At 71.3% G+C, this 25,972-nt stretch carries 21 protein-coding genes and 2 pseudogenes; 15 read left to right on the plus strand and 8 right to left on the minus strand.

All coding sequences use genetic code 11. The features are described 5' to 3' along the window. Positions 1-4 precede the first annotated feature (4 nt). The 9 genes and pseudogenes from dnaJ (at position 5) to POD19_RS09135 (ending at position 9,566) form a co-directional block, all read left to right on the plus strand. Positions 5-1,138 carry a molecular chaperone DnaJ gene (dnaJ, locus tag POD19_RS09095; RefSeq protein ID WP_119217269.1) on the plus strand — a complete coding sequence of 378 codons (1,134 nt, stop codon included), beginning with the start codon at positions 5-7 and terminating at the stop codon, positions 1,136-1,138. Then, positions 1,131-1,895 (plus strand): 16S rRNA (uracil(1498)-N(3))-methyltransferase, encoded by a 765-nt coding sequence (locus POD19_RS09100; RefSeq protein ID WP_340309511.1) that lies wholly within the window; start codon positions 1,131-1,133, stop codon positions 1,893-1,895. The genes dnaJ and POD19_RS09100 overlap by 8 nt, the downstream gene beginning before the upstream one ends. A 76-nt stretch (positions 1,896-1,971) precedes the next feature. Then, positions 1,972-3,009, plus strand: a complete 1,038-nt coding sequence (locus POD19_RS09105) for a PhoH family protein (RefSeq protein WP_230278170.1) — start codon at positions 1,972-1,974, stop codon at positions 3,007-3,009. After that, entirely contained in the window at positions 2,999-3,472 is a 474-nt protein-coding gene (gene ybeY / locus POD19_RS09110) for an rRNA maturation RNase YbeY (RefSeq protein ID WP_144818820.1), read from the plus strand. Before POD19_RS09105 ends, ybeY begins: the two co-directional genes overlap by 11 nt. 11 nt (positions 3,473-3,483) lie before the next feature. After that, the gene (locus POD19_RS09115) at positions 3,484-4,809 is read left to right on the plus strand and encodes a hemolysin family protein (RefSeq protein ID WP_136939985.1); all 1,326 of its coding nucleotides are present in this window, start codon (positions 3,484-3,486) and stop codon (positions 4,807-4,809) included. Positions 4,810-4,852: 43 nt separating this feature from the next. Continuing rightward, on the plus strand, positions 4,853-5,818 hold the full coding sequence (era, locus tag POD19_RS09120) for a GTPase Era (protein ID WP_002854662.1): 966 nt from the start codon (positions 4,853-4,855) through the stop codon (positions 5,816-5,818). Positions 5,819-6,155: 337 nt separating this feature from the next. Beyond that, complete coding sequence (gene leuA, locus POD19_RS09125) at positions 6,156-7,889, plus strand: 2-isopropylmalate synthase (protein ID WP_049147695.1); 1,734 nt, start codon at positions 6,156-6,158, stop codon at positions 7,887-7,889. Then, positions 7,886-8,707, plus strand: a complete 822-nt coding sequence (gene recO, locus POD19_RS09130; protein ID WP_136939986.1) for a DNA repair protein RecO — start codon at positions 7,886-7,888, stop codon at positions 8,705-8,707. The genes leuA and recO overlap by 4 nt, the downstream gene beginning before the upstream one ends. Then, positions 8,704-9,566 (plus strand): annotated as a pseudogene (locus tag POD19_RS09135) (isoprenyl transferase). The gene recO and the pseudogene POD19_RS09135 overlap by 4 nt, the downstream one beginning before the upstream one ends. On the opposite strand, the gene POD19_RS09140 reads toward POD19_RS09135, so the two are convergent. Next, positions 9,506-10,615 (minus strand): alpha/beta hydrolase, encoded by a 1,110-nt coding sequence (locus POD19_RS09140; RefSeq protein WP_144818822.1) that lies wholly within the window; start codon positions 10,613-10,615, stop codon positions 9,506-9,508. The pseudogene POD19_RS09135 and the gene POD19_RS09140 sit on opposite strands and share 61 nt — an antisense overlap. A gap of 55 nt (positions 10,616-10,670) precedes the next feature. Between POD19_RS09140 and POD19_RS09145 the strand changes: the two are divergent. Beyond that, positions 10,671-11,797 (plus strand): annotated as a pseudogene (locus POD19_RS09145) (quinone-dependent dihydroorotate dehydrogenase). 66 nt (positions 11,798-11,863) lie between these two features. On the opposite strand, the gene POD19_RS09150 reads toward POD19_RS09145, so the two are convergent. Continuing rightward, positions 11,864-12,487 carry a DUF3043 domain-containing protein gene (locus tag POD19_RS09150; protein ID WP_136939989.1) on the minus strand — a complete coding sequence of 208 codons (624 nt, stop codon included), beginning with the start codon at positions 12,485-12,487 and terminating at the stop codon, positions 11,864-11,866. Between the two features lie 80 nt (positions 12,488-12,567). On the opposite strand from POD19_RS09150, the gene POD19_RS09155 reads away from it, so the two are divergent. The 5 genes from POD19_RS09155 (at position 12,568) to POD19_RS09175 (ending at position 17,785) form a co-directional block, all read left to right on the plus strand. After that, positions 12,568-13,971, plus strand: coding sequence for a dipeptidase (locus POD19_RS09155; RefSeq protein ID WP_144818824.1), 1,404 nt, complete (start codon positions 12,568-12,570; stop codon positions 13,969-13,971). Positions 13,972-14,089: 118 nt separating this feature from the next. Next, the gene (gene erpA / locus POD19_RS09160) at positions 14,090-14,482 is read left to right on the plus strand and encodes an iron-sulfur cluster insertion protein ErpA (RefSeq protein WP_002854644.1); all 393 of its coding nucleotides are present in this window, start codon (positions 14,090-14,092) and stop codon (positions 14,480-14,482) included. Positions 14,483-14,760: 278 nt separating this feature from the next. Next, on the plus strand, positions 14,761-15,678 hold the full coding sequence (gene ctaC, locus POD19_RS09165; RefSeq protein ID WP_445299761.1) for an aa3-type cytochrome oxidase subunit II: 918 nt from the start codon (positions 14,761-14,763) through the stop codon (positions 15,676-15,678). Then, on the plus strand, positions 15,678-17,387 hold the full coding sequence (gene ctaD / locus POD19_RS09170) for an aa3-type cytochrome oxidase subunit I (protein WP_070708784.1): 1,710 nt from the start codon (positions 15,678-15,680) through the stop codon (positions 17,385-17,387). The genes ctaC and ctaD overlap by 1 nt, the downstream gene beginning before the upstream one ends. Continuing rightward, positions 17,384-17,785, plus strand: coding sequence for a cytochrome c oxidase subunit 4 (locus tag POD19_RS09175; RefSeq protein ID WP_070708785.1), 402 nt, complete (start codon positions 17,384-17,386; stop codon positions 17,783-17,785). The genes ctaD and POD19_RS09175 overlap by 4 nt, the downstream gene beginning before the upstream one ends. A 528-nt stretch (positions 17,786-18,313) precedes the next feature. On the opposite strand, the gene istB is transcribed toward POD19_RS09175, so the two are convergent. From istB to ctaE, 6 genes are all read right to left on the minus strand, one after another. Next, positions 18,314-19,099 carry an IS21-like element helper ATPase IstB gene (gene istB, locus POD19_RS09180; RefSeq protein ID WP_010078636.1) on the minus strand — a complete coding sequence of 262 codons (786 nt, stop codon included), beginning with the start codon at positions 19,097-19,099 and terminating at the stop codon, positions 18,314-18,316. Next, on the minus strand, positions 19,096-20,619 hold the full coding sequence (locus POD19_RS09185) for an IS21-like element ISMlu14 family transposase (protein ID WP_031943827.1): 1,524 nt from the start codon (positions 20,617-20,619) through the stop codon (positions 19,096-19,098). Before POD19_RS09185 ends, istB begins: the two co-directional genes overlap by 4 nt. A 931-nt stretch (positions 20,620-21,550) precedes the next feature. Beyond that, on the minus strand, positions 21,551-23,245 hold the full coding sequence (qcrB, locus tag POD19_RS09190; RefSeq protein WP_095353356.1) for a cytochrome bc1 complex cytochrome b subunit: 1,695 nt from the start codon (positions 23,243-23,245) through the stop codon (positions 21,551-21,553). 5 nt (positions 23,246-23,250) lie between these two features. Next, positions 23,251-24,327 (minus strand): cytochrome bc1 complex Rieske iron-sulfur subunit, encoded by a 1,077-nt coding sequence (qcrA, locus tag POD19_RS09195; protein ID WP_020625609.1) that lies wholly within the window; start codon positions 24,325-24,327, stop codon positions 23,251-23,253. Positions 24,328-24,396: 69 nt separating this feature from the next. After that, entirely contained in the window at positions 24,397-25,203 is an 807-nt protein-coding gene (gene qcrC, locus POD19_RS09200; protein WP_036315101.1) for a cytochrome bc1 complex diheme cytochrome c subunit, read from the minus strand. An 85-nt stretch (positions 25,204-25,288) separates the two neighbouring features. Then, positions 25,289-25,927: an aa3-type cytochrome oxidase subunit III gene (gene ctaE, locus POD19_RS09205; RefSeq protein ID WP_428842618.1), complete on the minus strand. Its 639-nt coding sequence runs from the start codon at positions 25,925-25,927 to the stop codon at positions 25,289-25,291. Positions 25,928-25,972 lie beyond the last annotated feature (45 nt).

Raw genomic sequence — 25,972 nt, forward strand, 5'->3', positions numbered from 1 at the left:
CACCGTGACCGACCACTACGAGACGCTCGGCGTCAGCCGTGACGCCAGCACCGAGGAGATCCGCCGCGCCTACCGCAAGCTCGCGCGCACCCATCACCCGGACGTCAACCCCGACCCGGAGGCGGCCGAGCAGTTCAAGCGCATCTCCCACGCCTACGAGGTGCTCTCGGACGAGGGCCGGCGCCGGGCCTACGACACGACGGGCAATGAGAACGGCCAGGCCGGCTTCCCGGGCGGCTTCGGCGGGGCGGGCGGCTTCGGGGGCTTCGCCGACATCTTCGAGACCTTCATGAACGCCGCCGGCCAGGGCGGCCGCGGCGGCCCCGCCAGCCGCGCCCGCCGCGGCCAGGACGCCCTCGTGACCGCGCGGATCGACCTGCGCGACGCCGTCTTCGGCGGCGAGCAGACGATCGAGTTGGACACGGCCGTGCGCTGCGATCGGTGTGAGGGCTCGTGCTGCGAGCCCGGCACCCAGCCGGAGACCTGCCAGACCTGCCACGGCCACGGCATGATCCAGCGCCCCGTGCGGTCGCTGCTGGGCACCGTCATGGCCACCGAGGCCTGCCCCGCCTGCCAGGGGTTCGGCACCGTCATCCCGACGCCCTGCCACGAGTGCGACGGGCAGGGCCGCGTCCGCACCCGGACGCCGCTGACCCTGCGCATCCCCGCGGGCGTGGACGACGGCACCCGCATCCACCTCGCCGGCCGCGGCGAGGCCGGCCCGGGCGGCGGCCCGAACGGGGACCTCTACGTGGAGATCGCGGTCCGCCCGGACGAGACCTTCCGCCGCGAGGGCGACCACCTGGCCACCACCGTGACCGTCCCCATGGCCGCCGCGGCCCTGGGCACCACCGTCACGCTGGACACCCTGGACGGCACGCAGTCCGTCAGCCTGGACCCGGGCGTGCAGTCCGGCCACGTCGAGGTCCTCCACGGCCTGGGCGTCGGCCGCCTGCGCGGGCAGGGCCGAGGCGACCTCAAGGTGGACGTGGTGGTCACCACGCCCACCGACCTGGACGAAGAGCAGCGCCAGCTCCTGGAGCGCCTGGCCGAGGTGCGCGGCGAGGAGGTCGTGCACGGCGCACCCCAGGCCAAGGGCATGTTCGCTCGGCTGCGGGAGAACCTGAGGAATCTGTGACCGCCCCCTGTTCCACCTCGAGCCGGGCGCCCTGGCCGGCGCGAGCGCCGGCGCGGAGGTCGTCTTCGGCGGCCCCGAGGCCCGACACGCCGCCGCGGCCATGCGCCTGGCCCTCGGGGAGGCCGTGCTCCTGGCCGACGGGTCGGGCACGCTCGGCCACGGCACCGTGCTCGCGGCCGCCCCGGACGCGGTGTCCGTGCGGCTGGACGCGGTGGCGGAGGAGCCGGCGCCCACCCCGGCGCTCGTGCTCGTCCAGGCCCTCGCCAAGGGCGACCGGGACCTCATGGCGGTCCAGGCCGCCGTCGAGCTCGGCGTGGACGCCGTGGTGCCCTGGGAGGCGGAGCGCTCGATCGTCCGCTGGAAGGGCCCCAAGGCCGCCAAGGCCCGCCAGAAGTGGGCGGACACGGCCCGCGCGGCCGCCAAGCAGGCGCGTCGCGCCCGGGTGCCCGCGGTCCGAGACCACGTCTCCGGGACGGCGGTCGCCGGGCTGGCCCGGGACGACGACGGCGGCCGGCTCGTCCTCGTGCTGCACGAGGACGCGGAGCACGGGGTGTCCGCGGTGCCCGCGGAGCGACTCTCCGCGGCCGCCGAGATCGCCGTCGTCGTGGGTCCCGAGGGCGGGATCGGCCCGGCCGAGCTCGAGGCCTGCGTGGCCGCGGGGGCCGTGCCGGTGCGGCTCGGCCCGCACGTGCTGCGCGCCTCCACGGCCGGCCCCGCCGCCCTCGCCGTGCTCCAGCACCGGCTCGGCCGCTGGTGAGCCCCGGCAGGACGACGCGCCGACGCCTAGACTGGACGGGACGTCCCGCCCCCACGACCCCGAGGTGATCCGCCCCATCGTGACCGTGCCCCCCACGACCCCGACCCCGCCCGCCACCGCGCACGAGGGGGTCGCGTTCGAGACCGCCGACCTCATGGTCCGCACGCTCGGACCGCAGGACGCCCTGCTGCGGATCCTCGGCGGCGTGTTCCCCACCGTGGACGTCACGGTCCGCGACCAGCGACTGGACCTGGCCGGGCCGGTGGCCGACGTGGCCTCGGTGCGGCGCGTCGTCGAGGACCTGCGCTCGATCGCCCGCCGCGACCAGGCCGTCACCCCCGAGGTGATGGGCCAGGTGGTCCACCACGTCCGCGATGCCGCCACCGGGCGCGGCGCGGGTCAGCTGCACCTGGACTCGATCCTCTCGGGCCGGGGCCGCCGCATCCGCGCGAAGACCCTGCACCAGCAGGACTACGTGGAGGCGATCGACCGCTCCACCGTCGTCTTCGGCATCGGCCCGGCCGGCACCGGCAAGACCTACCTGGCGATGGCCAAGGCGGTGCAGGCGCTGCAGGCCAAGGAGGTCAACCGCATCATCCTCACCCGTCCGGCCGTCGAGGCCGGCGAGCGGCTCGGGTTCCTGCCCGGCGGGCTCTCCGAGAAGATCGACCCGTACCTGCGCCCCCTGTACGACGCGCTGCACGACATGATCGAGCCCGAGTCGATCCCGCGGCTGATGGAGGCCGGGACCATCGAGGTCGCCCCGCTGGCGTACATGCGCGGCCGCACCCTGAACGACGCGTTCGTGATCCTCGACGAGGCCCAGAACACGACCGGCGAGCAGATGAAGATGTTCCTGACCCGCCTCGGCTTCGGTGCGCGCATGGTCGTCACGGGCGACACCTCGCAGGTGGACCTGCCGCGCGGCACCCAGTCCGGCCTGGCCCAGGCCGTCGAGGTGCTCGAGGGGATCGAGGGACTGGAGATGGTCCGCTTCGACTCCTCGGACGTGGTCCGGCACTCGCTGGTGAGCGCCATCGTGGACGCCTACGACGCCGCCCGCGGCCCCGCGGAGCGCTCCCAGAAGCGAGGAGGGGCCCGCCGTGGCCGTTGAGATCCTGAACGAGTCGGGGATCGAGGTCCCCGAGGACGCGCTGCTGCGCATGGCCCGGCACGTGTACGCGCGCCTGCACGTCCACGAGCGCGCCGAGACGGCCGTGACCGTCGTGGACGCCGCACGCATGGCCGAGCTGCACGAGGAGTGGATGGACCTGCCCGGGCCCACCGACGTGATGAGCCTGCCCATGGACGAGCTGACCCCCGGCTCGCCCGAGGCGCCGGCCGAGGGCGTGCTCGGCGACGTCGTGCTCTGCCCCGAGGTCGCCGCCGAGCAGGCGGCGCGCGGCGGGCACTCCCGTGACGACGAGCTGCTCCTGCTGCTCACCCACGGCATGCTCCACCTGCTCGGGTACGACCACGTCGAGGACGCCGAGCGCGAGGAGATGTTCGCGCTCCAGGATCGGCTCGTCTCCGAGGTCCTCGGCCGGCCCGCCCCGGCCCCCACCGTCGAGGATTGAGGGCACCGCCCATGCTGACACCCGCCGTCCTCTTCGCCCTCTTCCTGGTCTTCCTCGGCCTGACCTGGACGCTGTCCCTGGCCGAGTCCGCGTTCTCCTACCTCTCCCGGCGGGATGCGGAGGACATCGTCCGCGAGCAGCCCGGCTCCAAGGTCCTGGAGATCGCCCGCGAGCGGGAGAGCCACCTCGGGGCCCTGCGGGTCTGGCGCTTCGTGGCCGAGGCCCTGTCCGCCGTCTGCCTGACCGCGGCCGCCGACGCGGTGGTGGACGACACGTGGCTCGCCGTGGCGATCGCCGCGGTCGTGCTCGTGGGCGTGGCCGCCCTGCTGGGCGTCTGGAGCCCGCGGCCGATCGGCTCCCGCAACGAGGCCGCCGTCGCCCGCCGCCTGGGCGGGCTCGTGTGGGTGCTCCGCCGGGCCCTGGGCCCGCTCGCCGCCCGACTGGACCGGGACCGGCGCCGTCGCGAGGTCGAGCCGGAGGATGAGGACGACTTCCAGGAGCGCCACCTGCGTGAGTTCGTCGCCCGCGCCCACGACGCGGACGTGCTCGCGGACTCCGAGGCGGAGCTGATCCAGTCGGTGTTCTCCATGAACGACACCATCGTCCGCTCCGTCATGGTGCCGCGCACCGACGTCGTCACCATCGACGCCGACCACACGCTCGGCCAGGCCATGGCCCTGTTCCTGCGCTCCGGCAACTCCCGCATCCCGGTGATCGGCGACGACGCCGACGACATCCGGGGCATGCTGCACCTCAAGGACGTCACCCGCGCCCTGCACCACGACGGCGCTGCGACCGACACCCCCGTCACCGAGGTCATGCGCGACGTCCGCTTCGTCCCCGAGTCGAAGTCCGTGGCCACCCTCCTGCAGGAGCTGCAGCGCGAGTCCACCCACGTGGCCGTGGTGGTGGACGAGTACGGCGGCACGGCGGGGCTCGTGACCCTCGAGGACCTCATCGAGGAGATCGTCGGCGAGATCTACGACGAGGACGACCGCCCGGACCGCCCCGAGGTGGAGTTCGTCGCGCCCGGCGTCTACTCCGTCGACGCGCGCATGGGCATCCACGACTTCCGGGAGGAGTTCGAGCTGCCGGAGGAAGACGAGGACGACGACGTCGACACGGTCGGCGGCCTCCTGGCCAAGGAGCTCGGCCGCGTCCCGATCCAGGGCTCGCGCGTCGTGGTCCAGGGCATCGAGCTCGTCGCGGACACCCTCGAGCCCCGCCGCAACCGGGTCGCGCGCCTGCGCGTCTCCGAGACCCCCGACCGTCCGGTGCGGCTGCGCCGGCGCGAGGAGCAGGCCCACGGCGCCACGCCCGCCGACCCCGTGGCCTGAGCCGGCCGCCCCACCCCACGCCCCGCCTGACAAGGATGACCCCATGACCGATCTCGTCGATCCGGCCCGCGCCGCGGACGGCTTCCGTTCCGGCTTCGTCTCGCTCGTGGGCCGGCCGAACGCCGGCAAGTCCACGCTCACCAACGCGCTGGTGGGGGAGAAGGTGGCGATCACCTCCTCCAAGCCGCAGACCACGCGCCACACCATCCGCGGAATCGTCCACCGCGAGGACTTCCAGCTCGTGCTCGTGGACACCCCGGGCCTGCACCGGCCCCGCACCCTGCTCGGCGAGCGCCTCAACGACCTCGTGGCGGAGACGCTCAACGAGGTCGACGCCGTGGGCATGTGCCTGCCGGCCGACGAGGCGATCGGCCCCGGCGACCGGTTCATCGCCCAGCAGCTCTCCTACCTGCACCGCACCCCGGTGGTCGCCGTGGTGACGAAGACGGACAAGGTGGGCCCGGAGCAGCTCATGGCGCAGCTCGTGGCCGTGACCGCGCTGGGCGACGAGGTCCTCGGGCCGGAGAACGGCGGGGAGGGCTTCGCGGCCGTCGTGCCGGTCTCGGCGGTGGCCGGCCGCCAGGTCGACGACGTCCTGGGCGTCTTCGCGGGCCTGCTGCCGGCCGGGCCGCCCCTCTATCCCGACGGCGAGCTCACGGACGAGCCGGAGGCGGTCATGGTGGCCGAGCTCATCCGTGAGGCCGCCCTGGAGGGCGTGCGCGACGAGCTGCCGCACTCGGTGGCCGTGGTGGTCGAGGAGATGTCCCTGCGCGAGGACCGCCCCGCGGATCGGCCCCTCATGGACGTGTGGGCGAACGTCTTCGTCGAGCGGGACAGCCAGAAGGGCATCATCATCGGCAAGGGCGGCTCCCGGCTGCGTGAGATCGGCGCGCAGGCGCGGGCGGGCATCGAGCGCATGCTCGGCACCAAGGTGCACCTGGACCTGCGGGTCAAGGTCGCCAAGGAGTGGCAGCGCGACCCCAAACAGCTCGGCCGACTCGGCTTCTGAGCCGGAGGCCCCGGCCCGGGCGCGCACGCGCCGGAGCGGGCCGCCGTCGTCGTGCGTCACACGGGGACGGCCTCCTGTGGCCCGGCCCACCTCGGTGCTAGGGTCGGGGGCATGTCCCTCCGCCTCGCGACGACAGCGCCGGCCACGGCCCGCCTGCTACTTCACGGCCGCACGGGGTCCCCGTGCCAGGCCGTGATCCACGCCGCCTGAGCGCACGCGGAGGCAGGACGCCTCCCACCGGACCGGACACCCCGTGCGGAGTCCCTGACCTCCCGGTCCGGCCACCGACCATCCACCTTTCGCGCGCCCGCCGCGCGCACGTCGAGGGAGAACACGCATGAGCGCCCACCTGCAGAAGTCGTCGGGGATGAAGTTCCACAAGTACGTCCCGTTCCAGGACCAGATCGAGGTCGCCCTGCCGGACCGCACCTGGCCGGACAAGGTCATCGAGAAGGCGCCGCTGTGGTGCGCCGTGGACCTGCGCGACGGCAACCAGGCCCTGATCGACCCCATGGGCCCCGAGCGCAAGCTGCGCATGTTCCAGCTGCTCGTCGGCATGGGCTTCAAGGAGATCGAGGTCGGCTTCCCGTCCGCCTCGCAGACCGACTACGACTTCGTCCGCCAGCTCATCGAGGGCGACCACATCCCGGACGACGTCACCATCCAGGTCCTCACCCAGTCCCGTGAGCACCTGATCGAGCGCACCTTCGAGGCGCTCGAGGGGGCCGACCGGGCCATCGTGCACCTGTACAACTCGACGTCGGTGCTGCAGCGCCGCGTGGTGTTCCGGCAGGACGAGGACGGGATCGTGGACATCGCGACCTCCGGCGCGCGCCTGGTGAAGAAGTTCGAGGAGCAGCTCAAGGGCACGCAGATCACCTACGAGTACTCGCCCGAGTCCTACACGGGCACCGAGCTCGAGTTCGCCCGGCGCATCTCGGACGAGGTGGCCACGGTCCTGGAGGCCTCCACCGACCGCAAGATGATCCTGAACCTGCCGGCGACGGTGGAGATGTCGACCCCGAACGTGTACGCCGACTCGATCGAGTGGATGCACCGCAACCTGGAGCACCGCGACTCGCTCATCCTCTCCCTGCACCCGCACAACGACCGCGGCACGGGCGTGGCCGCCGCCGAGCTGGGCTACCTCGCCGGGGCGGACCGCATCGAGGGGTGCCTGTTCGGCAACGGCGAGCGCACCGGCAACGTCGACCTGGTGACGCTGGGCATGAACCTGTACTCGCAGGGCGTCGACCCCATGATCGACTTCTCCGACATGGACCACATCAAGCGCACGGTCGAGTACTGCAACCAGCTGGCCGTGCCCGAGCGCTCGCCCTGGGGCGGCGACCTCGTCTTCACGGCCTTCTCCGGCTCCCACCAGGACGCCATCAAGAAGGGCTTCGAGGCGATGGAGGTCGACGCGAAGGCGGCCGGCACGGACGTGGACGGCATCCCGTGGGCCGTGCCGTACCTGCCCATCGACCCGAAGGACATCGGCCGCTCGTACGAAGCCGTCATCCGCGTGAACTCGCAGTCCGGCAAGGGCGGCGTCGCCTACCTGCTCAAGTCCGAGCACAACCTGGACCTGCCGCGCCGCGCGCAGATCGAGTTCTCCCACGTCATCCAGGATCTGGCCGACGCCCAGGGCGGCGAGGTCTCCGGCGCCGACCTGTGGCGTGTGTTCCAGGACGAGTACCTGCCCGCCGACGCGGCGGAGGCGCAGTGGGGCCGCTACCGGCTCCGCTCGGTCTCCTCGGCCTCCGGCGAGGACGGCGCGTTCCGGATGGAGGCCGAGCTCGAGGTCGACGGCGTCACGCAGACCCGCACGGCGCAGGGCAACGGCCCGATCGACGCGTTCCTGCGCATCCTCGGCGAGGAGGGCGTGGACGTCCGCGTGCTCGACTACTCCGAGCACGCGCTGTCCGAGGGCGGCGCGGCCATGGCCGCCGCCTACGTGGAGGCGGCCGTGGGCGACCGTGTCCTCTGGGGCGTCGGCCTGGACCACAACACCACCACCGCCTCGCTGAAGGCCGTGGTGTCCGCGGTGAACCGCGCCCTGCGCGCGTGAGCGGCTCCGGCTCCTCCCGGCGGGGTGCGCGGCACGGCGGCTACGCGGCGAACTCGTCCCGCACCGAGGCCATCGTGCTGCGCACCCACCGTCTGGGGGAGGCCGATCGCATCATCGAGGCGCTCACCCCCGAGCACGGCCTGGTCCGGGCCGTGGCCAAGGGGGTGCGCAAGACCTCCTCCCGGCTGGGCTCGGTGGTGGAGCCGTTCATGCACTCCACGCTCCAGCTCGCACGCGGCCGGGGGGAGCTGCACACCGTGAGCCAGGCGCAGCTGCTGCACCCGTACGCGACGATGCTGGCCGCCGACTACGACGCCTACACCGTCGCCGGCGCCCTCGCCGAGGCCGTCGAGCGGGTCCCCGCGGTCGACGACGACGGCCGGCGCGCCCAGTACCGCCTGTTCCACGGCGCGCTGGCCGCGCTGGCCCGCGGCGCGCACGACCCGCGCCTGATCCTGCACTCGTTCCTGCTGCGCGCGCTCGCCCAGGCCGGCTGGGCCCCGACCTTCGACCGGTGTGCCCGCTGCGGCGCCCCCGGCCCGCACACGGCACTGCACGTGGGCCTCGGCGGGGCCGTCTGCCCCGAGTGCAGGCCGCCCGGTGCCGCGCACCCGGCCCCGGAGACCTTCGACCTGCTCTCGGCCCTCGCGGCGGGGGACTGGGCCACCGCGGACGCCTCCGGGGCCCCCGCCCGCCGCGAGGCGGCCGGTATCGTGGCGGCGTACCTGCAGTTCCACGCCGAGCGGCGCCTGGTGTCCCTGTCCGTCCTGGACCAGGACCTCGGCCTCCCCGCCCCGCGCGTCGAGAGGAGACCATGAGCGCCGACCGAGCCCCGCAGCCCCCACCGCCGCACCCCTCGGGTGCGGTCGCCCCGCGGATCGACCCGCGTTTCGTGCCCCGGCACGTGGCGATCGTGATGGACGGCAACGGACGGTGGGCCAACCAGCGCGGCCTGCCCCGCACCGAGGGCCATCGGGCCGGCGAGGCGGCGCTGCTGGACGTCGTCGCCGGGGCGGTGGAGCTGGGGATCGGCCACGTGTCCGCGTATGCGTTCTCCACCGAGAACTGGCGGCGCTCGGCGGAGGAGGTGCGCTTCCTCATGGGCTTCTCCCGGGACGTGCTGCGCCGGCAGCGGGACACCCTGCACTCGTGGAACGTGCGGATCCGGTGGAACGGGCGGGCCCCCGCCTGTGGACCCCCGTGATCCGGGAGCTGCAGGAGGCCGAGGAGCTCACCCGCCACAACACCGGGACCACCCTGCACATGTGCGTGAACTACGGCAGCCGCGCCGAGATCCTGGACGGCGTCCAGGCCATCGCCGAGGAGGTCCGGGCCGGCCGGATGCGGCCGGGGGAGATCAGCGAGGACGTCATCACCCGCTACCTCGATCGCGGTTTCCGCACGGGTCAGGACGTCGACGTCGTCCCGGACGTGGACCTGTTCCTGCGGACCTCGGGGGAGCAGCGCCTGTCCAACTATCTGCTGTGGCAGTCCGCCTACGCGGAGCTGCTGTTCCTGGACGTGCTGTGGCCGGACGTCGACCGGCGGACCCTGTGGGCCGCCGTCGAGACCTACGCCCGACGGGACCGCCGCTACGGCGGCGCCGTGGACACCCCTCAGCCGGCGCCGTCGTCCGGGGCGCCGGACTCGGCCTCGGACGCCGACGGCGGCGCGTAGGCGCCCAGCCACGTGAGCGTCGCGGCGCCGGCCGCCTCGCGCACCGACGCGGCGGAGGCGAACACGTCGTGCAGCGCGTCGGGGAGCCGGTGGACGGTCACCCGGTCGCCGAGCCGCAGGGAGCGTCGGGCCATGGCGTCGGGGTCCAGGACGATGTCCGAGGTCAGCATCGCCTCGTCGTAGGACGTGCCCCGATGCCCGCGCGCGGAGACGAGCACGAGGATCGGCACGGAGACGTCGAGCCGCCCGGCCACGGCCCGGTGCCCCGAGAGGACCGCGCTCAGCCAGGCGGCCGGCACCTCGAACGCGTACGGGGGGCGCCAGAGCGGGTGCAGGTCCCATTCGCCCTCGCCCTGGTCCGAGAGGGTGCGCCAGTAGTGGTCGATGCGCGGCAGCGTGAGCATGGCGTAGGGCTTCATGGCGGAGACGGGCCCCACGATGGACTTCGCCAGCAGGCGCACCCCCGCGCTGCCCTGCATCTCCAGCCACGGGCTGTTGAGCACGAGCGCGGCGAGGCGGCCGGGATTCCGGTCCGCCCACAGCGCGGCGATCAGCCCGCCGGTGGAGTGTCCCATGAGGATGGGCGGCAGCGGGTGGTCCTGGGCGATGGTCTCGAACGCGGCCTCGAGGTCCGCGTCGTAGCGGGCCAGGTCGTCCGTCCAGCCGGGCGTCTGTCCCGTGCGCAGCGAGCGGCCGTAGTGGCGGAGGTCGACGGCGTGGAAGGCGTAACCGGCGGCCTCGAACGCGCGGGCGAGCGGGGCGTTGTAGAAGTAGTCGCTCCAGCCGTGCACCGAGAGGATGGGTCGCCGGGCCGGGTCACGGGCGGCGTCGGTGCGCGGACGCACCACTGTGACAAGGTTCTGTCCTTGTTCATCGGTGTCGAGGCCGAGCGTGCATCGTTCGAAGCCCGGCAGCCCGTCCGGGACCCAGCCCAGGCCCGGCGGATCGTCGAGGAACGGGCGGTTGTCCTTCTCCGTCGCTCCGCCGGCGGGTGCGCCGTGCGGGGCTGAGGGGTCCGGGGGCGGCGGCTGGATCGGGTCACGGGCCATCAGGCCACTCTAGGAGGACCCCGGGCGTGCGGGAGGCCCGTGCGAGGATGGGGACATGCAGCTGCCTGATCCCAAGTCCGCCGTCGACGGCCTTCTGACCTCCCGCGCGCCTCGCCTGTACCCGCCCTTCTTCCGTGCCGTGTTCGGCGGCATGGACGCGGAGCAGGCGCATCAGCGGGGCTTCGACGCGATCCGGCTGGCCGAGCGCACCGGGGCGTCCGCCGCCCTGCGCGCCGCCTTCCGCCCGGACCCGATGCTCGCGCGCACGGTCATGGGCCTGCGGTTCCCGACGCCCTTCGGCCTGGCCGCGGGGTTCGACAAGGACGGCCGGGGGACCGCCGCCCTGGCCGACCTCGGGTTCGGCCACATCGAGGTCGGCACGGTCACGGCGCAGCCGCAGCCCGGCAACCCGCAGCCCCGACTGTTCCGTCTCGTGGACGACCGGGCGCTGGTCAACCGCATGGGCTTCAACAACGACGGCGCGGCGGCCGTCGCCCCCGCCTGGCGCGGACCCGGCAGACACTGGAGCGCCGCTTCGGCCCGGCCCGGCCGGTCCTGGGCGTGAACATCGGCAAGACCAAGGTGGTCCCCCTCGAGGACGCGGCGGACGACTACCGGGCCTCGACCCGCCTGCTCGCGCCCCACGCCGACTACCTGACGGTCAACGTGTCCTCGCCGAACACGCCGGGGCTGCGCCAGCTGCAGGAGATCGACGCGCTGGAGCCGATCCTTACGGCGGTGCGCGAGGAGGCCGACCGTGCGGTCCCGGACCGTCGCGTGCCGCTGACCGTGAAGATCGCCCCGGACCTGGCGGACGACGACGTGCGCGCCGTCGGGGCGCTCGCCGAGCGCCTCGGGCTGGACGGCGTCATCGCGACCAACACGACCGTCTCCCGGGAGGGTCTGCGCACCCCGCGTGCCGACGTGGACGCCCTGGGCGCGGGCGGCCTGTCCGGCGCCCCGCTCCAGGAGCGGTCGATGCGGGTGCTGGAGGTCCTGCGGGCGGCGCTGCCGACGGGCACCGCCGTCGTCAGCGTGGGCGGGGTGACGGACGCCGACGACGTCCAGGCCCGGCTCGACGCGAGCGCGGACCTCGTCCAGGGCTACACCGCGTTCCTCTACGAGGGCCCGTTCTGGGCCGGCCGGATCACCGCCGGGCTGGCCCGGTCCCTGCGGGGCTGACGGTCTGCTCGCCGGGGACGCGACGGCCCGGACCCACCGGGGTCCGGGCCGTCGCGCGGTGTCGTGTCAGGCGGGGTACTCGCCCCGCTTGACCTGGGGCTTGGGCAGACGCAGGCGGCGGAACTGCAGGGCCCGCATGATGCCGTAGAAGCCGGTCCCGGACTCCGGCGTGCCGAAGCGCTCCGTGAGGCCCTTCTTGATGTGCCGGCTGACCAGGAAGCTCTCGATGAGCACGAGGGCCACGAGGGCGTACAGGCTGATCATCAGGATCAGCTGCGCCTCGCGGCCGGGGATGAACATGAGCAGGACGTAGGCGAAGACGACGGGCATGAGCCACTCGCCGATGCCGGTGCGCGCGTCTACGTAGTCACGGACCCAGCGCTTCTGCGGTCCCTTGTCGCGTGCCGGGAGACCGCGTTCGTCCCCGGTCTCCAGCGCGGCGCGCTGGCGCATCCGCTCCTGGGCCATCGCCTGACGCTCGGCCTTGCGAGCCGCCTTGCGATCTTCGGGGACCAGGGTGCGACGGCGCGCGGCCTCCTGGTCACGGCGCCGCGGAGTCGGGCCCTTCTTGCCCTGCGAGCGGTCGCGCGGCCCGGCCTCGGCCACGGCGGCGCCCTCGGCGGGAGCGGCCGAGGAGCCGTGAGTCGAGGGGGCGGGCGCGGTCTCGGGGGTCTTGTCTCGCTTGAACACCCGTCCAGTCTAGTGGTGGGGCGCATCCGGCCCGCCCGGAGGCGCGGCCCTCGGCCCGGCCGCCGTCTACGCTGGCCGTCATGACTGACATCACCTCCCGTGCGCCGCAGGACGCGGCCCTCGTCTCCGCCGTCCGTGAGGCCGTCGAGGCCCGTTTCCCGACGACCCTCCAGACCCTCACCGACCTCGTGGCGATCCCGGGCATCGCCTGGGACTCCGCGGACCGCGCCCAGCTCAAGCGGTCCGCCGAGGCTGTCGCGGGCCTGCTGCGCGAGGCGGGCCTGCAGGATGTTGAGATCGTGACCGAGACCCGCGACGACGACCGGCCCGGCGGGCCGGCGGTGATCGGCGAGAAGCCCGGCGCCTCCGACAAGCCCACCGTCTTGTTGTATGCCCATCATGACGTGCAGCCGCTCGGGGACGAGGACCTCTGGGACACCCCGCCGCTCGTGGCCACCGAGCGCGGCGGGCGGCTGTACGGCCGCGGCGCCGCCGACGACAAGGCCGGCATCATGGTCCACCTCGCCGCCCTCGCCGCCCTGCGGGACGTCCTGCCCGACGCCGGCGTCGGCGTCCGCGTCTTCATCGAGGGCGAGGAGGAGGCCGGCTCGCCCACCTTCCGCACCTTCCTGGAGAAGCACCGGGCGCGCCTCGACGCCGACGCGATCGTGGTCGCGGACTCGTCCAACTGGGCCGTGGGGGAGCCCGCGCTGACCACCTCCCTGCGTGGGCTGGTGGACGGCACGGTGACCGTCCGGGTGCTCGACCACGCCGTGCACTCCGGCATGTTCGGCGGGCCGGTCCTGGACGCCGTCGTCCTGCTCTCGCGGCTGATCGCCACGCTCCACGACGCGGACGGCGCGGTCGCCGTGCCCGGCCTCGAGCCGCGGCAGACCGCGGGCCTGGACTACCCCGAGGACGTCTTCCGCGCGGACGCGGGCGTGCTGGACGGGGTGACCCTGGCCGGCCGCGGCCCGGTCGCGGACCGGCTGTGGAACGCTCCCGCGTTGAGCATCATCGGGATCGACGCGCCCTCGGTCGCGGAGTCCTCGAACACGATCCAGCCCGCGGCGCGCGCGAAGTTCTCGCTGCGCCTGGGCCCCGGCATGGACCCCGCGGAGGCCTTCGAGGCGCTGCGCACCCACCTGGAGGCGCAGTCCGCGGCGGTGCTCGGCGCGGAGATCACGGTCACCGCGGGGGAGTTCGGCCAACCGTTCACGACGGACACCTCGGCCCCCGCCGCGGCCGCGATGATGGCCGCCCTGGAGGACGCCTGGGGCGTCGAGCCCCGGGCGATCGGCATGGGCGGCTCCATCCCGTTCACCGCGGACCTCGCCGAGGTCTTCCCGGAGGCCACCCTCCTCATCACGGGCGTGGAGGACCCGGACACGCGGGCGCACTCGGCCAACGAGTCGCTGCACATCGACGACTTCAAGCGGGCCGTCGTGGCCGAGGCGCTCTGGCTCGCGCGGCTCTCCGCGTGAGCGCCGCCCGGCCCGTCGGTGCGGCGGGCCGGGAATGCTCCGTGGGCGGCTAGTGTTGCCCGGGAGACCACATGCGCGTGACGGCCCCGTCCGCGCCCCATGATCTGAGGAGGTCACGATGGCTCTGTCCGCAGAGGAGACCGGCGTCGAGATCGGCGCGACCCAGGACGCCGAGGGCCTGCCCCCGCACGAGGTCGAGCTGACCGACGTGGCGGCCGGCAAGGTGCGCTCGCTGCTCGAGCAGGAGGGCCGCACGGACCTGCGGCTGCGCGTTGCTGTGCAGCCGGGCGGCTGCTCGGGCCTGATCTACCAGCTCTACTTCGACGAGCGCGTCCTCGACGGCGACACCGTCCGTGACTATGACGGGGTGGAGGTCATCGTCGACAAGATGAGCGTGCCCTACCTCATGGGCGCGACCATCGACTTCGAGGACACCATCTCGAAGCAGGGCTTCACGATCGACAACCCCAACGCGGGCGGCTCGTGCGCCTGCGGCGACTCCTTCCACTGATCTGCGGGCGCCCGGAGCGCCTCGGACCGCGAACCGGCGGGTCGGCCTCGGCCGGCCCGCCGTCGTCGTGCCCGGGCACCGTGCCCAGGATGCTCGGACCCGACTCCCAGACACGAGGCGCCCGTGTCACGGTGCGGTGAATCCGCGTGTTTCGGCTTAGACTGGCTCTGAATCATCAGGGCATGCCCGTGCTCCCTGCGAGGACGCTGCGAGAAGTCGCCGAATCGTCGGGGGAGCGGGGACGCCCCTCGCACACGAGATGAAGAGGAAGGCCGTCTGTGAGAGCACAGAATGACGCCGGACGTCGGACTCGCCGCCGCTGGACCGCCGGTGCCGTGGGCACCACGGCGCTCCTGGTGCTGACCGGCTGTTCGGCAGAGGTCCAGCGCGGCTGGTACCCCGGCACCCGGGAGACCACCAACCACAACGCCCAGCTCACCGACCTGTGGGTGAACTCCTGGATCGCGGCCATGGCCGTCGGCCTGCTGGCCTGGGGCGCCATGATCTGGTGCATGGTGGCCTACCGCCGTCGCAAGAACGACCAGGGCTTCCCGAAGCAGACGGCCTACAACGTGCCGCTCGAGACCATGTTCACGGCCATCCCGATCCTGATGGTCTTCACCCTCTGGGGCTTCACCAACCGCGTCCAGACCGAGGTCGACCGCCCCGTGGACGACTCGCCGCTGACCGTCACCGTGTACGGCAAGCAGTGGTCCTGGGACTTCAACTACTCCTACGAGCAGGAGAACGGCGAGGTCATCGAGGCCTACTACTCCGGAATCCAGGCCCAGCTGGACGGCACCGAGGGCGTGCGTGACACCCTTCCGGTCCTGTACCTGCCGAATGACGTGCCGGTGCACTTCGAGCTGAAGTCCCGTGACGTGGCCCACTCCTTCTGGATCCCGCAGTTCCTCCAGAAGCGTGACATGGTGCCCGGCAAGACCAACCACCTGTACCTGACCCCCCAGGAGCTGGGCAGCTACGACGGCAAGTGCGCCGAGCTGTGCGGCGAGTCCCACTCCGAGATGCTCTTCAACGTGGAGGTCGTCGACGAGGCGGAGTTCGTCCAGCGCCTCGAGGAGATGGAGCCGGGTCAGGTGGGCGACGAGTACAGCCGCAATCCCAACAACAACCCTGACGGCGCCGGGACGATGGAGCGCGATCTCCAGACCCCCCGCGGTGGAGGTAGCCACTGATGACCACTTACGAGTACGCAACGGATGAGGTGCGCTCACAGGCGCAGCCTCGTGTGGTGCCCCGTTCGCTGGGCAAGATCGTCGTCAGCTGGCTGACGACGACCGACCACAAGGTGCTCGGGTACATGTACCTGATCACGTCCTTCATCTTCTTCTGCATCGGCGGCGTCATGGCCCTCATGATCCGCGCGGAGCTCTTCGAGCCCGGCATGCAGATCCTGCAGACGAAGGAGCAGTACAACCAGCTGTTCACCATGCACGGCACGCTCATGCTGCTCATGTTCGCGACCCCTCTCTTCGTGGGCTTCGCCAACGTGCTGGTGCCGCTGCAGATAGGTGCTCCGGACGTGTCCTTCCCGCGTCTGAACGCCTTGGCGTTCTGGTTCTTCCTGTTCGGCTCGCTCATCGCGACCGCCGGCTTCCTCACCCCGCAGGGTGCGGCCTCGTTCGGCTGGTTCGCCTACGCCCCGCTCTCCAACACCACGTACTCGCCGGGCGTCGGCGGTGACCTCTGGGTGTTCGGTCTGGTCCTCCAGGGCTTCGGCACGATCATGGGCGGCGTCAACTTCATCACCACGATCCTGACGATGCGTGCTCCGGGCATGACGATGTGGCGCATGCCGATCTTCACCTGGAACACGCTCATCACCGGCATCCTGATCATGATGGCGTTCCCGCCGCTGGCCTCCGCGCTCTTCGCGCTGGGCCTGGACCGTCGCTTCGGCGGCCACATCTTCAACCCGGAGAACGGCGGCGCCATCCTGTGGCAGCACCTCTTCTGGTTCTTCGGCCACCCCGAGGTGTACATCATCGCCCTGCCGTTCTTCGGCGTCGTGTCGGAGATCATCCCGGTGTTCTCCCGCAAGCCGATCTTCGGCTACAAGTCCATCGTGTTCGCGACGACGGCGATCGCCGCGCTCTCCGTGACGGTGTGGGCGCACCACATGTACGTGACCGGCGCCGTGCTCCTGCCGTTCTTCTCCGTGATGACCATGCTCATCGCGGTCCCGACCGGCGTGAAGTTCGTGAACTGGATCGGCACCATGTGGCGCGGTTCGATCACCTTCGAGACCCCGATGCTGTGGACGCTCGGCTTCATGGTCACCTTCCTCTTCGGTGGCCTCACCGGCATCATCCTGGCGTCGCCGCCGCTGGACTTCCAGGTCTCCGACACGTACTTCGTCGTGGCGCACTTCCACTACGTCGTCTTCGGCACCGTGGTGTTCGCGATGTTCGCCGGCTTCTTCTTCTGGTGGCCGAAGTTCACCGGCAAGATGCTGAACGAGCGTCTCGGCAAGATCCAGTTCTGGATGCTGTTCGTGGGCTTCCACGGCACGTTCCTGATCCAGCACTGGCTCGGCGTCATCGGCATGCCCCGTCGTTACGCGGACTACATGGTGGAGGACAGCTTCCACGCGATGAACGCGTTCTCCTCGGTCTTCTCCTTCGTCCTCGGCGCGTCGCTGATCCCGTTCTTCTGGAACGTGTACATCACCGCGCGCTACGGCAAGAAGGTCACCGTGGATGACCCGTGGGGCTTCGGCGGCTCGCTCGAGTGGGCCACCTCGTGCCCGCCCCCGCGGCACAACTTCCACTCGCTGCCGCGCATCCGCTCGGAGCGTCCGGCGCTGGACCTGCACCACCCGGAGCTCTACCCGCACTCGCCTCAGCACACCACTAAGGCCTTCGGAGAGAAGGTGGCCCGGTGAAGGTCGCAGCGAACATCTTCTGGGTGATCGGCCTCTTCTTCGTGGGCGCCGGAACCCTCTACGGCTTCTGGAACGAGTGGACTGAGTGGGCTGGCATCCCGGCCCTCTACGCCCTGGGCGCGATGTCCTGGATGATCGCCTGGTACCTGCGGGCCGCCGAGCACAAATACGGCGTCGGCCCTGCAGATGACGAGGACGGTCAGATCGTCGAGTACGCCGGCACCTACGGCACCTTCGCTCCCTGGAGCTGGTGGCCCCTGGGCCTCGGCCTGGGCTGCGCGATCATCGTGACCGGCCTGGCCGTCGGCTGGTGGGTCTTCATCATCGGCATCGTCGCCGCCGCCTACTTCACCTTCGGGTGGGTCTACGAGTTCTCTCGGGGCAAGTACGCCCACTGACCCGGCCGTCGTTCCCACGCCGCAGGCCGGATCCCCTTGGGGTCCGGCCTGCGGCGTTTTCATGCCGCGTGTGCTGCGGAGCGACACGGCGCCGTCGCGGGCAGCCAGCTCCTGCGCCGCGGGGCCGGTCACGGCGACCGGCCTACTCGCCGCTCGGGGGCCAGGCGTGGTGCCCGGGTGAAGGGTTCGCCTGGTGGCCCGTCCCGCTGTCTCGTGGTCTGCGTAGGCCCGGGCATCGACCGCCGCGCAGAGTCAGCGGCGCGCCAGGAGCGCCTCACCGCGCTGCCCATGACGACGTCTGCGTGCCGCGGCGGCACTTGAATGGGCCGTCCCGTCGCGCGTCCCGTTGATGCCCGTGCCCGCGACTCCTACGCCGCTCTCAGCGGCCGGAACGAGCCTCGTGTCAAGGGCCATTGAGTTCTGCCCATAGGCGGCCAGTGTTTCTTCCCGCTGGTGGCCATCAGAACTGCCCACTGGTGGCCAGCTGGTTTGCCCGTTTGGGTGGTGGTGCTGGCCACCGTGATGGGATCAGTTCAGTGGCATGACTCCCTTCCCGGCCATTGCCTGGGTCATCCGTACGGAGTCTCCGGTGGTCTGGCACACGTGGGCGTGGTGCAGGAGCCGGTCCACGGTGGCGGTGGCCAGGGTCTTGGGCATCAGCTCGTCGAAGCCGGCCGGGTGCAGGTTCGAGCTGATCGCTACGGAGCGTTTCTCGTAGGCGGCGTCCACGATGCGGTAGAGGCCCTCGGCGGCATCGTCGGCGACCGGCAGCAGGCCGATGTCGTCGATGACGATCAGGTCGGCGCGCAGGATTCGGGCGACGGCTTTGGTGATGGTGTCATCGGGCCGGTGGGCCCGGATCATCGCCCCGAGGTCCTCCAGGGTGAACCAGGCCACCCGCTTGCCCTCCTCCACGGCCTGCTGGCCCAGGGCCTCGAGGAAGAAGGTCTTGCCGGTGCCGGAGGGCCCGCAGACCACGAGGTTCTCTCTGCGCGAGAGCCATTCCAGGGTGCGCAGGGACTGCTGGGTCGGGGCCGGGATCGAGGAGGCGCCCGGATCCCAGGTCGTGAAGGTCTTGCCGGTGGGGAACCCGGCGGCCTTGCGCCGGGCGGCGAGCATGGATCGGGCCCGACCGGTGGTCTCCTCGACCAGCAGGGCCTTGAGGACCTCGGCCGGCTCCCAGCGTTGGGCCCGGGCGGTGGCCAGTACCTCGGCGGCGATACCGCGGGCGTGGGGCATCTTCAGCTGCCGCAACAGCGCCTCCAAATCGGCCGGCAGCGCCGGTGCGGCGGTGTTCGGGGTGTGGATGCTCACCGGGCTGCCCCCTCGGTGTTGGAGGTACCGAGGCCGGCCCAGCCGGCGGTGCCCTGGGTCAGGGACCGTTCCTCGGTGGCGGTGTGCATCCCGGTGCGGTGGCCGGCGGCGGTGAGCAGGGAGGCCAGGTCGCCGTGGGCGAAGCGCTGGTGCACCGCGGCCACCCCGAGGGCGCGGTCGACCTGGTCGGTGCCGGCGAGCTTGGCCAGGGTGACGGCCTCGGCCATCTTCTGACCGATCCGGCTGGTGCCGGCCGCGGCGGCCTCCACCAGCCAGGTCCTCGCTCCGGCCCCGATGGCCAGGAACTCGGCCTCCGCCGCCGAACGGGGCACCGGGGTGTAGTCCCCGGGCACCTTGTCCGTCTCGTGGCCGGGGAAGTGCGCGTCGTCGATGGCCGGGGACCCGGGCCGGGCCACCCGGTGCCGGGCGACCTCCACCGGCCCCTGCGCACCGGCGTGCATGATCACCACCATCGAGTCCGGTCCGGTGCCGTGATGGCGCACGAACACCTCGGCCCCGAGCAGGTGCGCGGGCACCGAGTACTGGGCGTTTTCGAAGGAGACCATCGGCGTGTTCTCCGGCACCTTCCGTCCCACCCCGTAGGCCACGGTGTGCGCCGTGGCGGGGATCCGATGCAACGCGCTGGTCTCCTCGGCGAGCATGTGGTCCGGGCGGCGCCGGGTCACCCGGTGCTCCCGGGAGTTCACCATGGCCATGAACCCCGCGCAGGCGGCCTCGAGCTCAGCGAACGAGGCGTACTGGTCCCGCAGGTTGGTGTCCTTCGGGACCAGGTCGGCCTTGGCCAGCTTCACCGCGTTCTCCACCCCGCCCTTGGCGGCCGGATCCGCTGGCTGGCAGGTCAGCACCTCCACGCCGTAATGCCGAGCGAACGCCACGGTGGCCTGGTTACGCACCGGCACCCCGGCCACATGAGAGACCGTCACTGTCTTCTCGTTATCCGTCAGCACATAGGTCGGCGCGCCCCCGATCAGCCGGAAGCACCGGTCCAGGGCGGCGAACACACTCGGAGCCGTCCTATCACGCAGGGCGATGACGATCCGGTAGCGGGACCAGGCCAGCCAGGCCACGAACAGCACCGTCTTGGCCCCGTCGATCGCCGGCCCATCGCCGAAGTCGTACTGCAGCCATGCGCCCGGCTCGGTGATCCAGGGCCGGTGCACCCGGCGCTTCCCGGCCCGCCAGGCGGCCTTCACCTCGGCCACCGCCCGCCGGGTGGAGCGCTCAGAGCCGGTGTAGCCCATTGCGGTGAGCTTGGCGTGCACGACATCGGCGCGGATCCTGCCCGTGGAGGCCTCGACCCATTCCTCGATCTTGGGCAGCCAGACATCGGTGACCTTCGGGCGGCTGGCTCCGGATCCAGGGGTCTGGCCGGCGTCGCGGGCCCGCACCAGCCGGGCCACGGTGTGATGGGAGCAACCGGCCAGCTCGGCGGCGCCCCGCAATGACTTGGTCAGGTCATAGGCACTGAGTATTTTCATGGTTTCTGCGGCATCCTTCATTCAGGGCCTCTTCCTCGCTGGATTCGATTCGACACCGATATCCAACCCGGGGAGGAGGCCCCCGCCGGCTCACGACGCGGCGGGCAACGAGCAACGCGGGCAAACCAGATGGCCAGCACCGGGCAGTTCCCGTGGCCATCACTGGGCAGTCCTCATGGCCGTCAGCGGGTCATTCCCTGGCCACCTATGGGCAGCTTTTCATGGCCGCTTACAGCCTCGTCACGTAGAGACCGGGCAGGGGAGTCGCACGGGGTGCAGGCCAGCAGGGCCGTCGCTTGTGACGGTCCACGTGGCGAGGTGAGGGTGACACTTTCGGTGGGCGCCGGACGAGGCCCCCTCCGCCCCCTCTGCACCGTCCGAGGGGGCGGGGCCGGCCCGGCCTCCGGAGAGCCCGTGGCCGCGTCCGCACGGGCACCTGCCACGCACTGTCGACAGCTCCTCGGTCAGGAAGAAAGGGCTGGCCGGTGGTTGCGGCGATGGGCCTCATCATCACCATCGGTGCATCGGTGCAGCGGAGTACGGCTTGGCTCTGCACCGGTGCCCACCATGTTGACCGTGACGCCGTGGCCTGCATCCGGGCCGTCGTCCATCTCGGGGCCCAGGGGTGGCGGATGGCCACCCTGCCGGGACAGCCCCCGCCGCCAGGACACACCGTCGGGCACGGGCCCGCGGCACCTGGGAGTCCGGAACCGGGCACGTGGCCGTCAGCAGGGGCCGGGCACGTCCCAGGCTGGCGGGAAACGCTGGGCAGGCCCACGGGGGTGGCCCGGGACCGGCGGGCCTGAACCCTTCGCCGTCCATGCGGGCCGATGCGCGCCGCGGCGTCGGGGCTGCTCAGGGCAGCGCGTCCTCGAGGTCACCCTGGGAACGTCGAAGGGCCCCACGCACCATGGTGCGTGGGGCCCTTCGTCAGGGAATCAGCCGCTCGGGATCAGCGATCCAGGTGAGGGGCGTGCGAGCCGTGCTCGAGCTCGACGGGGTGCTCCTCGTGGCCGTGCTGGCCGTGGGTGCGGGCCTCCACCAGCTCCTCGCGGGAGACCGGGGCGACGCGATCCTGGTAGAACATGCGGTTCAGGCCGGCACGGGCCTTCTCCAGCGCGCCCACCTTGCCGTTGCGGCCGGGCATGGCCGGCACCGGGCGGCGGTCCTCGAAGGACACCAGGCGGTACAGCTCGTAGTCGGTGAGCTGGCGGTGACGCTCGTGGAAGCCGCCCTCGGGGGACATCTCGATGACGCCGGCCTCGTGGCCGTGGAGCACCAGCTCACGGTCCTTGCGCTGCAGGGACAGGCAGATGCGGCGGGTCACGATGAAGGCGATCACCGGGCCGAGGAAGAACAGCGCGCGCAGCACGTACAGCACGTCGTTCAGGGAGAGGTGGAAGTGGGTGGCGATGAGGTCCGAGGACGCGGCCGCCCACATGACGCAGTACCAGACGACGGCGGCCACGCCGATGCCCGTGCGGGCCGGGGCGTTGCGCGGACGGTCGAGCAGGTGGTGCTCAGTGTTGTCCTTGGTGATCCACCGCTCGATCCAGGGCCAGGTGCACATGCCGACGAGCAGGGCGCCGACCGGGATCAGCGGCACGAGCACGCCCATGGGCAGGGACACCGAGGAGCCCCACGGCATCGGGATGTTCCAGAGGAAGGAGTAGTCGCCGATCATGCCCGGCATGAGGCGCAGGGCGCCGTCGAACACGCCGATGTACCAGTCGGGCTGGGTGCCGGCCTGCACCGGGGACGGATCGTACGGGCCGTAGTTCCAGTTGGCGTTGATCGTCACCGTGGAGGCGATGAGCGCGAGCACACCGAACACGATGAAGAAGAAGCCGCCGGCCTTGGCCGCGTACACGGGGCCGACCGGGTAGCCGACCACGTTGTCCTCGGTGCGGCCCGGGCCCGGGTACTGGGTGTGCTTGTGCACGACGACCATGAACAGGTGGATGCCGATCAGCAGCAGGATGGCGGCCGGCACGATCATGATGTGCAGGGCGTACAGGCGGCCGATGACCGAGTGGCCGGGGAACTCGCCGCCGAAGAAGAAGGCGGAGAGGTACGTGCCCACCAGCGGCAGCGACTTCAGGATGCCGTCGATGATGCGCAGGCCGTTGCCGGAGAGCACCTCGTCGGGCAGGGAGTAGCCGGTGAAGCCGGCGGCCCAGCCGGCCATCAGCAGGAAGCAGCCGACCAGCCAGTTCAGCTCACGCGGGCGACGGAACGCGCCGGTGAAGAACACGCGCAGCATGTGGACGGACATGGCCGCCACGAACATCAGCGCCGCCCAGTGGTGCAGCTGGCGCATGAACAGGCCGCCGCGCACGTCGAACGAGATGTCCAGGGTCGAGGCGTAGGCCGCGGACATCTCGATGCCGCGCAGCGGGGCGTAGGCCCCGTCGTAGACGACCTCCGACATGGAGGGGTCGAAGAAGAGGGTGAGGAACGCGCCGGACAGCAGCAGGATGACGAAGCTGTACAGGGCGACCTCGCCGAACATGAACGTCCAGTGGTCCGGGAAGATCTTGCGGCCGAAGAACTTCACGATCGGCGACATGCCCATGCGAGTGTCGACGAAGTTGGCGATGCGGCCGGTCGTGGTCGCCGGCTGGAACTCATTCACGGTGGTGCTCATAGGTGTCAGCCACGCTCCCAGTAGACAGGCCCGACGGGCTCATGGAAATCGCTCTGGGCCACGAGGTAGCCCTCGTCGTCCACGGTGATCGGCAGCTGCGGCAGCGCGTGGCTGGCCGGGCCGAAGATGACCTTGCACTCCTGCGTCAGGTCGAAGGTCGACTGGTGGCAGGGGCAGAGCAGGTGGTGGGTGTGCTGCTCGTACAGGGCGATCGGGCAGCCCACGTGCGTGCAGACCTTGGAGTAGGCGAAGATCCCGTCCACGTTCCAGTCCTCGCGACCCGGGGTGATCTTCACCTTGGCCGGGTCGAGGCGCATGAGCAGGACGACGGCCTTGGCCTTCTGGTTGAGCTTGTCAGGGCCCAGGTCGTTCAGGCCGTCGGGGATGACGTGCACGGCGGAGCCGAGCGTGACGTCCGAGGCCTTGATGGGGGAGCCGGTGGGGTCGCGCACGAGGCGCACGCCCTCGGCCCACATGGTGTGACGCAGACGCTCCGGACCGAAGTTGTGGATCTCCTCATCCGAGAAGTTGTCCGAGTCGTCCAGATCGCGGAACACGGCGATGAACGGCAGGGGGGCCAGCAGGGCGGCACCGATCAGGGTGTTGCGCAGCAGGGGGCGGCGCTTGATCTGCGACTCGTCCAGGATCTCGGAGATCATCCCGGTGGCGGCCACGCGGTCGTCCTCCGAGCGGATCTCGTGACGGTCCTCCACGGTCTCGTGGTCCGGCATCAGGGTCTTGGCCCAGTGCACCACGCCGATGCCGATGCCGAACATGGCGAGGGCGGTGCCCAGGCCGAGCAGCAGGTTCTGCAGGTAGATCTTGCTGAACGCCTCACCGTTGCCGATCTGCCCCACACCGAAGTAGCCGATGAAGAAGAGCACCGTGCCCACGATGGAGATGAGGAACATGACCGAGACCTGACGCTCGGCGCGCTTCGCAGCCTTCCGATCCTCATCGGCCAGACGCGGACGGTGCGGAGGCAGGCCCGGGTTGTCGATCGCGTACCGGGGCGCGTCCTCGCCGGCGTGCTCGAGGGAACCCGAGCGGTGCTCGGTCCCTTCAAAGCCTTTCTCGCCCATATGTCCTGTTTCCTTTACTCGAGTGATGAATGTCGATGACGGGTGGTCGGCGCGCCTGCGCCGACGGGATCAGGAGGACCGGCTGGTGAGCCAGACCATGAAGCCGATGATCAGCGCCAGGCCAGCGGTCCAGATGAACAGGCCCTCGGAGACGGGGCCGAGCGAGCCGAGGGCGAGGCCGCCGGGGGAGCCCTGGTTCTCGATGGTCTTGAGGTAGGCGATGATGTCGCGCTTGTCCTCGGGCTTGATGTTCGAGTCGGAGAACACCGGCATGTTCTGCGGGCCGGTCTCCATGGCCTCGTAGATGTGCTTCTCCTCCACGCCCTGCAGAGAGGGGGCGTACTTGCCGCGGGTGAGCGCACCGCCGGCCGCGGCCGCGTTGTGGCACATGGCGCAGTTGATGCGGAACAGGTCGCCGCCGCGGGTGATGTCCACATCCTCGTGGTTCACATCCAGGTACTCGTCCTCGGGGACGGCGGGGCCGGCACCCAGCGAGGCGACGTAGGCGGCGAGCTGGGCCGTCTGCTCGTCGTTGAACTGGTTCGGCTTGACCTGGGCCTGCGGGCCGTTCATCTGCATCGGCATGCGGCCGGTGCCCACCTGGAAGTCGACGGAGGCGGCGCCGACACCGATCAGGGACGGGCCGGAGGGACCCCCCGCGGCACCCGTGCCGTGGCACGAGGCGCAGTTCGCGTTGAAGAGCTTCTCGCCCTCGGAGATGTCATCAGCCGAGGCGGCCGCGGTGACCTGCGTGGCCGCCTGCGCCTGGTTCACGGTGCTCGCGACGGAGTACAGTCCGCCGGTCACCAGGAGTCCCAGCAGGAGGAGCGCCAGCCCCATCAGGGGATGGCGTCGGTTCTGCGAAAGTGCCTTCACGGGGGTTTCCTATCGTTCTCTTCCCGGGCGGGCCGCACATGCTGCCGGCCCGGGCCTGAAGTCGGTGCGGGGAGTGGGGGTCGTCTTACTTCAGGAAGTAGACGATGAAGAACAGGGCGATCCAGACGACGTCCACGAAGTGCCAGTAGTAGGACACGACGATCGCCGACGTCGCCTCGTGGTGGCCGAAGCGGCGGGCCATGTAGGCGCGGCCGATGATGAAGAGGAACGCGATCAGGCCGCCGGTCACGTGGATGGCGTGGAAGCCGGTGGTGATGTAGAACGCCGAGCCGTACGCGTTCGCCGCGACGGTCACACCCTCGGAGACGAGAACCGCGTACTCGTAGGACTGCACCGCCACGAAGATCGAGCCCATGATGAAGGTCAGGATGAACCACTCGACCATGCCCCACTTCCCGAACTGCAGGAAGCCGCCGGTGCGGCGGGGCTGAAGGCGCTCGGCGGCGAGGACGCCGAACTGGGCGGTGACGGAGGAGAGCACCAGGATCGTCGTGTTCACCGCGGCGAGCGGGACGTTGAGGATCGCGGTGTGCTCGGCCCAGAGCTCCGGAGACGTGGAGCGCAGGGTGAAGTACATGGCGAAGAGCCCACCGAAGAACATGAGCTCGCTGGCAAGCCACACCATGGTCCCGACCTGCACCATGTTCGGCCGGCTCGGGAGCCCCGTGGTGGGCTGATGGAGAGTGGGGTTAGCTGTGGTCACCCAGCCATTATGGCCCCAAACACCGCCCGGGCGGTAAATCGAACC

This window comes from Micrococcus sp. GPGPB33 (genome assembly GCF_037853785.1).
Lineage (GTDB): Bacteria > Actinomycetota > Actinomycetes > Actinomycetales > Micrococcaceae > Micrococcus > Micrococcus luteus.